This is a genomic window from Actinomyces sp. oral taxon 175 str. F0384 (genome assembly GCF_000223355.1).
GTDB lineage: Bacteria > Actinomycetota > Actinomycetes > Actinomycetales > Actinomycetaceae > Actinomyces > Actinomyces oris.
In genome coordinates, this window is record NZ_AFUR01000001.1 from 83,792 (window position 1) to 96,444 (window position 12,653).

The 12,653-nt window shown below is 71.5% G+C and carries 13 protein-coding genes; all 13 read left to right on the plus strand.

What is annotated here, in order from left to right; genetic code table 11:
• The first annotated feature begins 76 nt into the window (after positions 1-76).
• The 13 genes from HMPREF9058_RS00325 to HMPREF9058_RS00385 all read left to right on the plus strand — a co-directional run bounded on the left by HMPREF9058_RS00325 (position 77) and on the right by HMPREF9058_RS00385 (position 12,636).
• Positions 77-943 carry a PP2C family serine/threonine-protein phosphatase gene (locus HMPREF9058_RS00325; RefSeq protein WP_009747650.1) on the plus strand — a complete coding sequence of 289 codons (867 nt, stop codon included), beginning with the start codon at positions 77-79 and terminating at the stop codon, positions 941-943.
• Positions 940-2,331, plus strand: coding sequence for a hypothetical protein (locus HMPREF9058_RS00330; RefSeq protein WP_009406178.1), 1,392 nt, complete (start codon positions 940-942; stop codon positions 2,329-2,331). Before HMPREF9058_RS00325 ends, HMPREF9058_RS00330 begins: the two co-directional genes overlap by 4 nt.
• Before the next feature lie 99 nt (positions 2,332-2,430).
• Positions 2,431-3,264 carry a hypothetical protein gene (locus HMPREF9058_RS00335; protein WP_009405622.1) on the plus strand — a complete coding sequence of 278 codons (834 nt, stop codon included), beginning with the start codon at positions 2,431-2,433 and terminating at the stop codon, positions 3,262-3,264.
• A gap of 16 nt (positions 3,265-3,280) precedes the next feature.
• Complete coding sequence (locus tag HMPREF9058_RS00340) at positions 3,281-4,198, plus strand: DUF2993 domain-containing protein (RefSeq protein WP_009406323.1); 918 nt, start codon at positions 3,281-3,283, stop codon at positions 4,196-4,198.
• A gap of 219 nt (positions 4,199-4,417) precedes the next feature.
• Entirely contained in the window at positions 4,418-5,758 is a 1,341-nt protein-coding gene (locus tag HMPREF9058_RS00345; protein WP_139018953.1) for a MoxR family ATPase, read from the plus strand.
• 23 nt (positions 5,759-5,781) lie between these two features.
• The gene (locus HMPREF9058_RS00350) at positions 5,782-6,783 is read left to right on the plus strand and encodes a DUF58 domain-containing protein (RefSeq protein WP_003787794.1); all 1,002 of its coding nucleotides are present in this window, start codon (positions 5,782-5,784) and stop codon (positions 6,781-6,783) included.
• A gap of 3 nt (positions 6,784-6,786) precedes the next feature.
• Complete coding sequence (locus HMPREF9058_RS00355) at positions 6,787-7,308, plus strand: hypothetical protein (protein ID WP_009405425.1); 522 nt, start codon at positions 6,787-6,789, stop codon at positions 7,306-7,308.
• Positions 7,302-8,414: a VWA domain-containing protein gene (locus HMPREF9058_RS00360; RefSeq protein ID WP_003787792.1), complete on the plus strand. Its 1,113-nt coding sequence runs from the start codon at positions 7,302-7,304 to the stop codon at positions 8,412-8,414. The genes HMPREF9058_RS00355 and HMPREF9058_RS00360 overlap by 7 nt, the downstream gene beginning before the upstream one ends.
• Positions 8,411-9,514 carry a VWA domain-containing protein gene (locus HMPREF9058_RS00365; RefSeq protein WP_009406415.1) on the plus strand — a complete coding sequence of 368 codons (1,104 nt, stop codon included), beginning with the start codon at positions 8,411-8,413 and terminating at the stop codon, positions 9,512-9,514. The genes HMPREF9058_RS00360 and HMPREF9058_RS00365 overlap by 4 nt, the downstream gene beginning before the upstream one ends.
• Positions 9,514-10,539, plus strand: a complete 1,026-nt coding sequence (locus HMPREF9058_RS00370; protein WP_254654012.1) for a hypothetical protein — start codon at positions 9,514-9,516, stop codon at positions 10,537-10,539. Before HMPREF9058_RS00365 ends, HMPREF9058_RS00370 begins: the two co-directional genes overlap by 1 nt.
• Entirely contained in the window at positions 10,536-11,033 is a 498-nt protein-coding gene (locus tag HMPREF9058_RS00375; protein WP_009747338.1) for an NUDIX domain-containing protein, read from the plus strand. Before HMPREF9058_RS00370 ends, HMPREF9058_RS00375 begins: the two co-directional genes overlap by 4 nt.
• Before the next feature lie 148 nt (positions 11,034-11,181).
• On the plus strand, positions 11,182-11,874 hold the full coding sequence (locus tag HMPREF9058_RS00380; RefSeq protein ID WP_009406248.1) for a TetR/AcrR family transcriptional regulator: 693 nt from the start codon (positions 11,182-11,184) through the stop codon (positions 11,872-11,874).
• 54 nt (positions 11,875-11,928) lie between these two features.
• Positions 11,929-12,636, plus strand: coding sequence for a M50 family metallopeptidase (locus HMPREF9058_RS00385; protein WP_009405540.1), 708 nt, complete (start codon positions 11,929-11,931; stop codon positions 12,634-12,636).
• The last annotated feature ends 17 nt before the right edge of the window (positions 12,637-12,653 follow it).

The window sequence follows — 12,653 nt, forward strand, 5'->3', positions numbered from 1 at the left end:
GCGGTGGCGCGGTGGTTCCGGACGGGGTGCTGGGGTTTACTAGGGGAGTGCACGCGACGCAAGTGAAAGGGAGCCGATGACCGAGCACGTTCGTGCTGATGCCGATGCCATCGTGATCCGCGGTGAGGACGGCATCAGGGCCTCGGAGGTCGTTGTCGGTGCGGCCACTGACGTGGGGCGCCTGCGGACGATCAACGAGGACGGCTACCTCGCCATCGCTCCGGCCTTCGTCGTCGTCGATGGCATGGGCGGGCACGCCGCCGGCCGCATGGCCACGCAGGTGGCCCTCGACTCCCTGTACTCCCTGGCCGGGGCGACCATCACCGACATCGACACGGTGGTCCGCGCGGTGGTGGCCGCGCAGGAGGCGATCATCGCCATCCCGTCCCACGCCGCCTACCTGCCCGGCGCGACGATCGCCGGCGTCATCCTGACCTGGATTCCGGACGAGCAGGGGGTGACGCGTCCCACCTGGGTCATCTTCAACATCGGGGACGCCCGGGTCTACCTGCTGCGCGGTGACATGCTCTCCCAGGTCACCCGCGACCACTCCCGGGTCCAGATTCTCATCGAGACCGGCGAGCTCACCCCCGAGCAGGCGCGCCGCGACTCCCGCCGCAACATCGTCACCCGGGCGCTGGGCGGTGGCATCGCCGACTCCGGCGTCCCGGACCTCTACAGCGTTCCGGTGGCCGCCGGGGACCGGCTCCTCATCTGCTCCGACGGACTCAGTGACGAGCTCGACGACGAGGCCATCGCCACCGTGCTGGCGGCCGGGTGCACGGCGCAGCGCACGGCCGAGCTCCTTGTGGCCGCCTCCCTGGAGGGCGGAGGGCATGACAACACCACCGCCGTCGTCGTCGACGCCCTCCAGGTGCCGGATCTTCCGCCGACGGCGCACCCGTCCCGCCCCGGTGGCGCGAGCAGTCAGGGGGCGCAGTGACGATCTCCCCGGTTCCCTCCCCATCCCTGCCACGCGAGCGGATTCCGCTGCCCGAGGGGCTGACGCGCCTGTCGGACGGTGCTCTGCGGGTCGACGGCGTTGACGGGACCGCCGTCATCAACCCGGCTGCCGGCTCGCAGGCCGGTGGCGTCTCCGTGGAGACGGGCCTGCGGGTCCTGCAGGCCCTGGGCGGCACCTACCTGCCGACGGTGGGGCCGGCGGCCCCCGCGGCCCTGAGCGCGCCCTCCCCGCAAGACGCCGCGCCCTCGCGGGCCGCAGCGCTGCGGCGCTCGGACCTGCGGTCCATGGCGCCGCAGCACAGCGGGATCGTCCCGGCCGAGCCCAGTGACGAGACCACGCTGCTCAGACCGATCACCCCGATCTCCCCGATCTCCGGCTCGCCCCAGGAGGCTGCCCCGGAGCCGGAGCCGGCGCCCCTGGAGGTGCCTTCTCCCGCCGCGGCCGATTCTCCTACCGAGGTCGCTTCCCCCGCCCAGGCCCCTTCCTCCGCCAAGGCTGTGTCTCCAGCCGAATCCGACAGCTCCACGGACTCGGCTCCCGAGCTGCTGGAGACGGGCGTCTGGGAGGACCCCGACGACCCCGTCGAGCCGCCGCAGCAGCAGCTCTCGCAGACCACCGAGGCCGCTGCGGAGGGCCTGGAGACCGGCGACGTGAGCCCGTTTCCGGACTACCCCGAGCCGGAGCCCGGCTCGGGGCGTCGGCGCCGCGGCGCCCACCGGGCCCCCACCGCCCCCTCGGCGAGCTCGGGCGGCAGCCCGACGGCCAACACCCCCACGGCGCCGGACAACTCCAAGAGCAAGCAGCCCCAGCCCGTTCGGGAGCCCCAGCCCTTGGAGGCCCTGCCCAACACGGAGGTCGTCTCTGCCTCCGAGGCGGCGCTGATCGCGGCGCCCCCCGTGCGGGCCTCGATCTGCCCCCAGGGGCACCCCAATCCTCCCGAGCTCCGGGAGTGCCTGATCTGTGCCCAGCCCCTGACGGGAGTGTTTTCCTACGTGCGCCGGCCGGCTCTGGCCACGCTGACCCTGTCAACCGGCGCCGCCGTCGAGGTCGCCGGCGACGTCGTCATCGGACGCGCCCCCCAGGTGCAGGCCGGGGGCGACCCGCACATCGTGGCCCTGGTCCCGGTGGCCAGCCCGCAGCACATGGTCTCGCGCTCCCACCTCATGCTCACGACCTCGGGGTGGAGCGTCCTGGCTCAGGACCTGGGCTCGTCCAACGGCACCGTCCTGGCTCGCCCCGGTGCGACGCCGATCCTGCTGGGATCGGGAATGCCGACGCCGGTCTTCATGGGGGACCTCATGGATGTTGGTGACGGAGTGACTCTCCGTATCGATCCGCCGTCGTGGCTGAGGCCCCGTAGTGGCTGAGGTCACTGTCCGAGTGGTTGTGCTTGGCCGGTGCGGTTCCGGCATCTCAGCGAGACTGGACCCGGCCGATCATGAGCCGGGACCGTGGAAGGAGAATTCATGAGCGACCTGACGTGGACGGAGATGCCGGAGGTCGATCCTGAGCAGCCCGACGAGCTCGTCCTGGACTTCTCCGGAGAGATTCACCGGGTCGCTCCGGCCGACACCTTCGTCATCGGCCGAGGCGGAGACCTCGATATCGACGACAACCCCTACCTCCACCGCCGCTTCCTGGTCTTCGCCCACTCCGAGAACCTCTGGTGGATCGCCAACGAGGGCTCGCGGTTGTCGGCCACCCTGACCGACGGCGAGGGGCTGGTCCAGTCCCGGCTGGCCCCGGGCGCCCGTATGCCGCTGGTCTTCCCACGGGTCATCCTCACCTTCTCCGCAGGCCCCACCACCTACGAGATCAACCTCATCACCTCCGGGGAGGACCGTTTCTCCGGGATCGACGGCGTGCGCCAGTCCTCCGGCCAGACCACCATCGGGGTGACTCCGATGACCCGCTCCCAGCTGCTGCTCGTCCTGGCGCTGTCCGAGCCGGTGCTCAAACGGGCCGGGACCGGGGCCGCCGAGATCCCCTCCTCCGCGGCGGCCGCGGCGCGCCTGGGTTGGCCGCTGACCAAGTTCAATCGCAAGCTCGACAACGTCTGCGAGAAGCTCGACCGGGTGGGGGTGCGCGGGCTGCGCGGCGGCCGGGTGGCCGGAGCCGCCTCCAACCGGCGTACCGCCCTGGTGGAGCACGCCGTGTCCACTCTCATGGTCACCGCCGAGGACCTCTACATGCTTGACGAGGAGTGGGCCGCCAACCAGGCCCCCGCCGACCAGACGGCCGAGCGCTCAGTGAGCACCGCCCCGGTAGCCCAGAGCTCGCCGTCGGCGCCGAGGCGATGACGTGGCGCGAGGAGCGATGAGTCACCACAGTGACGCGGACTCGCCTCGGGCGCGCGAGGACGTGACCGAGGAGGAGCTCTCCGATCGGGCCCTCCTCGATGAGGTCCTGGCGGACGATCCCGAGGAGGACGACCTCTCGCAGGAGGAGTTCTTCGAGGATGACTTTCCCCGCCCTGCCGGCCGACGTCGCGCTCGACGGTGGGTGGCTGTCCTGGTGGTGCTCGTCGTCATCCTGAGCGCCGGGGCTGTCGGGGCGGAGTACCTCGTGCGCGGGCAGGTCGACTCCGCCGTGCGCTCGGCCCTGCCGGGGCTCAGTCCGGACGCCCGGATCGCCACCAGGGGAATCGTTCTGAGTCAGGTCGTCGGCGGCTCACTGGACAGTCTGAGCGTGGACTCCCCGAGCCTGACGATCACCTCCAAGGGGCAGAGCAACGCCTCGGTCACGCTCAGCGACGTCGACGTCGATCTGAGCCACATCAGCCTGCACAAGCCCTATCAGACCGACACGGTGGCGGCGACGGGCACCGTCAGCTGGCAGCAGGTGGCCACGCTCGCCGCCGCATCGCACCCCAAGCTCAAGGGCATCACCCTTCAGGCCAAGCGTACCGGGACGAGCGCCCAGGATCCGGGGGTCATCCAGGCCTCGATGTCCGTGCTCGGTCTGCGTGGTGAGGCTGAGATCGCCCCGTCGCTGGGTGTCGACGGCAGCCTGATCCTGACCATCACTTCCACCCGGATGAGCGGGAACACCCTCGGCGTCGACGTCGGCACGGGGCAGGACAGCATGCTCAGCTATGTCGGGCTGGACTCCCCGCAGATCACGATCCCCGCGAAGTCCCTGCCGTCGGGGCTGCGTCCGACCAGCGCCATCGTCACCAATGACGGGCTCCGGCTGAGCCTGGCCGGGAGCCGGGTGAACCTCGGCCAGCTCTGATCCCGGGGCGGCCACCCCGTGACGACTCGTCTCACATTTCCTTCAAAGTGGCGTGAACCCGGTGAAAAGTGGAGGCTTGCCGGCGCTGTGGGGAGGACTTCCCCGTCGCTCGCGCCACAGGTGGCCCCGGCTCGTATAGCCTGCCAATGCGTCGCCTATCCAGGCGCGAGCACGTGGCGCGAGGAATCAAGCCAGAACTGAGCGAGGAGAACCATGAGCATGCAGCCCGAGCACCGCGCCCAACCCGGCAGTCAGCCGGGTGGCTGGGGCAGTGGCCAGCAGTACGGTCAGCCCAGCGGCCAGCCGGCCGGGCAGCCGGCGGCCCGAGCGGCCGGTCAGCCCGTCGGTTCCTCTGCCGGGCAGGGGACTGCGGCCTCGGCGCAGCAGCCGCCCTCGGTCCCTCCTCAGATCGACCCGCAGACCGCCGGGGCCGGCTCCGTGCCGACCGCGTCATCCAGGATGACGGTTCCCGGCTACCCCTCCGGACCGGCGGCGCCGGCCGAGGAGAAGGTCGACACCGGCCCCCTGCCCTCCCGCGAGACGCTGCGCCGCGAGGCCCGGGCCGCCTCCAGCCGTCGAGGCGCCGGGGACGCCGACGTGGAGCGCGCCGGCGAGCTGCTCAAGTCAGTGGCCAACATCTTCTCCCAGCGCGTCGTCGGTCAGGAGCAGCTGCGCAGGGCCCTGGTGACCGCCCTCATGTCCAGTGGGCACATCCTGCTGGAGTCGGTGCCGGGCCTGGCCAAGACCACCGCCGCCCAGACGCTGGCCTCGGCGGTCTCCGGCTCCTTCCGGCGCATCCAGTGCACGCCCGACCTCATGCCCAACGACATCGTGGGCACCCAGATCCTCAACTCCTCCACCGGCGAGATGACCACCCAGCTGGGGCCGGTCCACGCCAACATCGTCCTGCTCGACGAGATCAACCGCTCCAGCGCCAAGACCCAGTCGGCCATGCTCGAGGCCATGCAGGAGCGCCAGACCTCCATCGGCGGCGTCGTCTACCCCCTGCCCCACCCCTTCATGGTCCTGGCCACCCAGAACCCCATCGAGGAGGAGGGCACCTACGTCCTGCCCGAGGCGCAGATGGACCGCTTCCTCATGAAGGAGGTGCTCACCTACCCGCGGCCCTCCGAGGAGGCCGACGTCCTGGACCGCATCTCCAACGGGACCTTCGACCAGCCCGTGACCGGTCGGCCCATCTCCACCGACGACGTCGAGTGGCTGCAGCGGGCCGCCGAGCGGGTCTACGTCGATCCCGTCATCAAGCAGTACATCGTCGCCCTCATCAACACCTCCCGCGGCGGAGGACCGCGGCCCGTGCCCGGCCTGGACCGCCAGGTGCGCGTGGGGGCCTCCCCCCGTGGAGGCATCGCGCTCATGAAGGTGGCCCAGGCCGTCGCCCTCCAGGAGGGGCGCACCTACGTCATCCCCGACGACGTCCGCCTGCTGCGTCACGGGGTGCTGCGCCACCGGCTGGTGCTCACCTATGACGCCCTGGCCGACGGAGTCGCGCCCGAGGCGATCATCGACGCCATCTTCGCGGCCGTCCCCACGCCCTGAGCCCGGTGGGGACCAGCACAGCGATGAGCACGGAGGTACACGGCGCTCCCGGGGCGCCCGAGTCCGATTCCGGCGAGGGCCGGCGCGGTTCGCGGATCGAGCGTCTGCGCGCGGCTCTGAGCCTGCCGACCCTGCGCCGCGCCACGGGGCTGCTCGACGGGCGCCACAAGTCGGTGTTCGTCGGACGCGGGCAGGACTTCGACGACATGTCCTTCTACCGGCCCGGCGACGACATCTCCGACATCGACTGGAAGTCCTCGGCCCGCCTGGGGCAGCCGGTCATCAAGCGCTACCAGCGCGAGTCCATGATGCCCATGGTGCTGGCCGTGGACACGGGCCGGACCATGGCGGCGATGACCCCCTCGGGCGAGGACAAGCGCGACCTGGCCCTGGGAGTGGCGGAGGTCTTCGCCTACCTGGCCCGGATGCGGGGGGACTCGGTGGCGCTCGTGGCCGGTGACGCCGGCCGGATGATCTCGCGTCCGGCCCGTTCCGGGGCCAAGCACGTGGAGACCCTGCTGGCGCTGCTGGCCCGCACCTACGAGGACCTCGACGCTCCCGTTGAGGGGGCGCCCGGCGTCTTCGAGCTGGCCCCCGGGGCCCCTCCCTCCAGCCTGCCGCGCCTCATGGAGCGGGTGAGCACCTGGCACCGCCGCCGCAGCCTGGTCATCCTCATCACCGACACCGCCCACCCCGGCCCCGACGCCGCGACCTGGCTGCGGCGCCTGTCGATCCAGCACGAGATGATCGTCGTCCAGATCGAGGACGACGACCCGCTGCGCCCGGACGGCGGCCGCGGGCGGGACATCGACCTGCCCTTCGAGATCCCCGCCTTCCTGCGCGCGGACTCCTACCTGGCCGCTCAGGCGGCCGTGGTGCGCGAGCAGTGGCGCACCAGCGTCGAGCAGGTGCTCGACGCCCGGCACCTGGAGTACGGCGTCGTCTCCTCCGAGGAGACGCTCATCGATTCCATCGCCGAGCTCCTCCAGCGTGAGCGCGCCGCCGTGGCCAGAGGGAGGCGGTGACCCATGCAGATCATGCCCCCGGTCCTCATGCCGATTTGGATGGTCATCGTCATGGTCGTCGGCCTCCTGCTGGTGACCGCCTGGCTGCTGCGGACCTTCCTGGTGACCCGCCGCGACATCTCCCAGGAGGTCGGAGACATCCCCATGGCGCCCCGTGAGCGCCGCCAGTGGGGTGAGCGTCTCAGCGAGATCTCCCAGCGCTGGGACGCCGGTGATCTGGACCTGCGCGAGCTGCACCTGGAGCTGGCCGCGCTGCTGCGCGGCTTCGCCGAGGCCCGCAGCGGGGAGGAGATCACCACCGCCACGGTCTCGGAGATCCTCGACATGGCCGCGACCGCCGGGCCGAGCTCGGTGGAGGAGCGCCGGCGCAGTGTGCGCGCGGCGGGCCGTCCCCTGGACATCAACCCGCTGGGGCACGTCGGAGAGCTGCTGGCCGTGTGGGAGCAGCCCTCCTTCGACCGTGAGCCGCAGGCCGCCGCGCAGGAGGCCCTTACCCACGCCAGGGAGGTGGTCACCCGATGGTGATGCTCTGGTTGTTCATTGTTCTCGTCGTCATCGCCGCTGCGGCGATCATCGCGGTGTTCATCATCGACCGCCGCTCCGGCCTGGGACCTTCCACCGGGGCGCCCAAGCGCTCCGGGCTGTCCTGGAGCCGACGGGGGAGCGAGCAGGTCGTCGAGCTGCCCCGCCGTCTGGCCAACTCGGCGAGCCTGTTCCAGCTGCCGGCGGTGCGCAAGCGCATCCGGGCTCAGCGCTGGCTGCACGCGCTCCTGGCGGTCCTGCTGGTCTCGGGCCTGGTGAGCGCCGCCGCCATCGCCGGTCGGCCCGTGCGCGTCACCGAGCGCTCCGACGCCCTGGCCAACCGAGACATCGTCCTGTGCCTGGACGTGTCGACGTCGATGGTCAGGATCGACTCCTCGGTCCTGACGACCTTCTCCGAGATCCTGGAGGACTTCGACGGCGAGCGGGTGGGGATCGTGGCCTGGAACTCGGCCGCGCAGACCATCGTGCCGCTCACGGACGACTACGAGCTGCTGCGTGACCAGCTCAGCGAGCTGGGCGACGTGCTGGACATCGACCCGGAGAACGTCACCTACAAGCAGCAGCTCGCCTACCAGGAGGCCTTCGGCGGCACGGTGAACTCCAGCATCAACGGCTCCTCCCTGGCCGGCGACGGGCTCGCCTCGTGTGCCCAGGCCTTCGACAACCAGGGCCTGGAGCGCTCCCGCTCCATCATCCTGGCCACCGACAACCAGGTCATCGACCCCGACAACGAGCAGATCTATCCCCTGCCCGACGCCGCCAAGCTCCTGGCCGAGCGCAAGATCCGCCTGTTCTCCATCTACGGCGCCGACGAGGACCAGCCCTACCAGGACCTGCTCGACAAGACTCCCGAGGAGTCCCGCGAGGAGCTCAAGACCGTCACCGAGGAGCAGGGCAAGGGGCGCTTCTACGACGTCGAGGACTCCGGCACTGGGGGCCAGATCGTCAAGGAGCTGGAGAAGACCGAGGTCTCCGCGCTCGGGGGCCGCAAGCAGACCCGCCGCACCGACGTCCCCCAGCGGCTCGTCATCACGCTCTCACTGGTGCTTCTGGGCTACCTGGGACTGACCACCTGGAGGCGAGCATGAAGCCGGTTCCGATCATCGGGGACTTCGCGTTCATCCCGGTCACCTGGTGGATCCTTGTCCTGCTCGTGGCGGCCGCCCTGACGGGGTTGCTCATCGTGGCCCGACGCCGCCTGGTCCGTGACGATGCCGAGCCGGCCGCTCGCCGGGCCTGGTGGAGGCGCCTGGCCATCGTCGTCGTCATCGTGCTGGCGCTGGCGGGGCCGGCGATCCGCGGCAGCGAGGCCATCAGCGTCTCCAACGTGGAGATCTACATGGTGGTGGACCGCACCGGTTCCATGGCCGCGGAGGACTACCAGGGCAAGGGGCCCGACGGCGTCGACCAGTCGGCCTCCACCAGGCTCGACGGCGTGCGCGCCGACATGCGGGCCATCCGTGAGGCCTTCCCGGACTCGCGCTTCTCCATCATCGCCCTGGACAACACGGCGGCCAGGGAGCTGCCGCTGACTCACGACACCAACGCCGTCGACGCCTGGATCGGCTCCTTCAAGCAGGAGGTCACGGGCCACTCCGTCGGCTCCTCGCTGGAGGTGGCGCTTCCGGTGCTGGGGCAGACGCTGGCGCAGTCCCGCCAGTCCGAGCCCAAGGACATCCGCCTCGTCTACATCTTCTCCGACGGCGAGGCCACCGACAACGGCCGCGGCGCTCAGACGGCCGACAACGCCGGCATCTCCTGGCAGTCCCTGGCCGGTCTCGTCGACGGCGGAGCAGTGCTGGGCTACGGCTCGACCGAGGGCGGCAAGATGCGCAGCTACGACGGCTCGCCGTCCACCGGCGAGCACACCCAGTCCGACTACATCACCGACGGCCAGGGCGGGCAGCCCGGGGTGTCGAAGATCGACGCCGAGGAGCTCCAGAAGGTGGCCAAGGACCTGGGGCTGCCCTACTACCACCGCACCGGCGGCTCGGGGGATGACCCGACGAGCAAGTTCACCAACCTCGACATCGAGGCCGTCACCTCCGACGGGCGGGCCAAGACCAACGCCCGGGTGTACCTGACCTGGCCACTGGGACTCATCGCCTTCGGTCTGCTGCTGTGGGAGATCCTCGACCTCATGCGAGCCGACCGTCGCCTGCGGCTTCTCATGGGAAGGGGACGATGATGACGACAGGACACACCCCCGGCGAGGTCCCCGGGCAGGGCGGCGGCGGGACGCAGCCCGGTGCTGCCGACGGCGCACAGAATGCCCCGGGTGCGCCAGGGGCAGGCGGTGCCCCCTCGGAGCAGGAGGTCGACTACCTGCAGAACGCGGACCCGAAGGACGATGCCTCCTCCCAGGCCCCCGAGGACCCCAGGCGGCGCGAGGCCCGCCTCAAGCGGCGTCGTCGACTCCTGGCGATCGGCGGGGTGCCCGCGGCTCTGGTCACCATCATCTCCCTGTGGCTCGGCTCGATCTTCCTCATCTCCCTGGCCGGAAACCGCGCCGCGGCAGCGGGCCACTACGACACGGCCCTGTCGCGCTACCGCACGGTCGCCAGGATCAATCCGTGGCTGGAGCAGTGGCGCGTCCACTTCAACCTGGGCACCGGTCAGCTCGCCGCGAAGGATCCGACCTCCGCGGTGACGACCCTCAACCAGGCTCTCAGCGAGGCGCCCAAGGCCAAGGTTGACCCGGAGACCAAGGTGAAGGAGGCCGGCTCCCCGGAGTGCATGGTGCGCACCAACCTGTACGTCGCCCACCTCACCCTGGCGGCCCAGGCCCAGGAGAGCGGGAGCTCCGCGGCGGTCACTGAGCACATCGAGGCGGCCAAGAAGGCGGCCGATGCCTGCGAGGTGCCGCCCCCGCCCGAGCAGAATCCCTCCCCGAGCCCGAACCCCTCGGCCACGCCCAGCAGCGACCCGAGCTCGAACCCCTCGGCCACGCCCAGCAGTGACCCGAGCTCGAACCCCTCCTCTCAGCCCAGCAGTGACCCGAGCTCGAGCGCCTCCTCCCAGCCCAGCAGCGACCCGAGCTCGAGCCCGTCGTCGTCGAGCTCGCCGGGCGAGACCTCCTCCGGCACCCCGAGCGCCAAGCCGACCCCGACCCCGGTCGATGACCGGGCCAAGCGACTGCGGGACCGCAACAACGGCAGCCCGGGAACCACTGAGGAGTCCGGCGGCGGCGAAGGAGGGGGAAAGCCCTGGTGAGTGACTCCGATACGGGGCGGGCCTCCCGCCTCGTCGTGGCGGCCGCGGTCCTGGACGACCTGGAGCATCCGACCACCCTGCTGTGCGCGGCCCGCTCCTACCCGCCTGAGCACGCCGGTCAGTTCGAGCTGCCCGGGGGCAAGGTCGAGCCCGCCGAGCGGCCCGAGCAGGCCCTGGCCCGCGAGCTGGACGAGGAGATCGGTCTGGGCGTCCGCCTGGGGCCCGAGCTCGTCGTTCCCCGACAGCTGGCGGTTGCGGCGCCACCGAACAGCGTTCCCGGCGACGACGCCCCGGCCTGGCCGGCCATGCACGGCTTCAGGATGCGGGTGTGGCTGGCCGAGCCCGCCCACCCCTGGGAGCGGGGCAGGGCCGGAGGCGACCACCAACGCCTGGAGTGGGTGCGCCTGGATCCGCCCGACCAGCTGCGCCGGCTGCCGTGGCTGGAGGCGGACCTGCCGATCATCGACGCGCTCGTGGACGCCCTGAGACGCTGATGGACACCGGGGCGCCGACGGCGGGGCGCAGGCGGGCGGCCCTCCCCGGGGTCGCGGGCCCGAGGACGTCAGCAGTCCCACGGCGCCGGCCCGTCCCAGTTTCTGACACTTCTATCGTCCGCGTCATCTCGTAAGTTAGGGTTGCCTCATGCCGAAGATTCTGGGTTCCTCACTGGCCGAGCATCGAGAGCGCACGCGCACCGCCCTGTTCCAGGCGCTGTCCGAGCTCATGAGCCAGCGCAGCTTCGACAAGATCACCCTGTCCGACGTCGCCAACCACGCGGGCGTGGGGCGCACGGCCGTCTACAACCACTTCGCGGACAAGGAGGACCTCCTCCTGGCCTTCATGGAGCACGAGGCCGGCCGCTACGCCGAGGAACTCTCCCGGGCGCTGGCCGGCACCCAGGACCCGATCGACCGCTTGCGCATCTACGTGCGCCAGCAGGCCCTCATCGCCCGGCACTTCCACTTCCCGACCTCGGGGCCCCTGTCCGGGGCGGTCTCGCGCGGGACCGCCGGGCGCCTCAAGGCCCACGGGGCACTCGTGGCCCAGATGCTCTCCTCGATCCTCACCGACGCCATGGACCAGGGGCTCATCCCCGCCCAGGAGCCCGAGCAGGTCATCCCCCTCATCCACGCCACCGTCATGGGCGGGCGCCCGACCCCCTCGGATCCGGAGCAGCGGCGGGCCTACCTGGAGAGCCTGGACGCCTTCGTGCTGCGGGCGGTGGGGGCCCGCCAGCCCGCCCACGCGGTGCCGATCATTGCCCAGCCCCGCGCCACCGAGCCCCTGGAGGGAGCCGAGGCCCCCGGTTCGCTTCGTCACAGCGCGGTCGGCTGACAGCGTGAGCCGCGGCCTGCCGTGCACGCGGGCGGGCCTGGCAGACTTCCGCTCGTGAACTTGAGCTGGACTGACACCTGGAACGACCTGCTGGCCCGCGCCTCGAGCGTCGTCGGCCTGGATCCCGGCGTGCTGTGGCCGGCGCTGGCGATCCTCCTCATCGTCCTGGCCTGGGCCCCGGCCCGCCGCTGGGGACGCACCCTGGTGACGATCGTCCACGAGGCCGGGCACGCCGCCGTCGGCCTCATGGTGGGACGGCGCTTCCTCGGATTCGTGGTGAGCCGGGACCTGTCCGGGCACGCCGTCACCGCCGGCAAGCCCACCGGGCCCGGCCGGGTGGCCACCTCCTGGGCCGGCTACCCCGCCCCCGCCGTCCTCGGCGCCGTCGTCGTGCTCCTGGCCCTCAAGGGCTGGGCGAGCGCGGTCCTGCTGCTGGGTCTGGTCCTCCTGGCGGTCCTGCTGGTCATGTCCCGCTCCGTGCGCACGGTCCTGCTGGTCCTGCTCGTGGCCGCTTTGACCGGGGCCCTGTGGTGGTGGGGCGGGCAGTGGCGCGACGGCGTCGTCGCCGGGACCGGGCTGGCCCTGCTGGTGGGGGCCTGGGACTCCCTGCGCGACGTCGCCGCCTCGCGCGACCCGAGCCAGGACCACCGCACCCTGGCCCACCTGACCCGGGTGCCCGCCGGGGTGTGGCTGGCCAGCTGGTTCCTCGTGGACGCGGCGGCCACCGGCGTCGTCGTGCTGGCCCTGCGCGATCTCCTGTGAGGTGAGGGCGGGGGCTC

Coding starts and splice junctions, on each gene's coding strand:
- HMPREF9058_RS00365 (WP_009406415.1), top strand. CDS start 8,411: ATGAAGCCGGTTCCGATCATCGGGGACTTCGCGTTCATCCCGGTCACC.
- HMPREF9058_RS00355 (WP_009405425.1), top strand. CDS start 6,787: ATGCAGATCATGCCCCCGGTCCTCATGCCGATTTGGATGGTCATCGTC.
- HMPREF9058_RS00325 (WP_009747650.1), top strand. CDS start 77: ATGACCGAGCACGTTCGTGCTGATGCCGATGCCATCGTGATCCGCGGT.
- HMPREF9058_RS00380 (WP_009406248.1), top strand. CDS start 11,182: ATGCCGAAGATTCTGGGTTCCTCACTGGCCGAGCATCGAGAGCGCACG.
- HMPREF9058_RS00335 (WP_009405622.1), top strand. CDS start 2,431: ATGAGCGACCTGACGTGGACGGAGATGCCGGAGGTCGATCCTGAGCAG.
- HMPREF9058_RS00360 (WP_003787792.1), top strand. CDS start 7,302: ATGGTGATGCTCTGGTTGTTCATTGTTCTCGTCGTCATCGCCGCTGCG.
- HMPREF9058_RS00340 (WP_009406323.1), top strand. CDS start 3,281: ATGAGTCACCACAGTGACGCGGACTCGCCTCGGGCGCGCGAGGACGTG.
- HMPREF9058_RS00350 (WP_003787794.1), top strand. CDS start 5,782: ATGAGCACGGAGGTACACGGCGCTCCCGGGGCGCCCGAGTCCGATTCC.
- HMPREF9058_RS00370 (WP_254654012.1), top strand. CDS start 9,514: ATGACGACAGGACACACCCCCGGCGAGGTCCCCGGGCAGGGCGGCGGC.
- HMPREF9058_RS00345 (WP_139018953.1), top strand. CDS start 4,418: ATGCAGCCCGAGCACCGCGCCCAACCCGGCAGTCAGCCGGGTGGCTGG.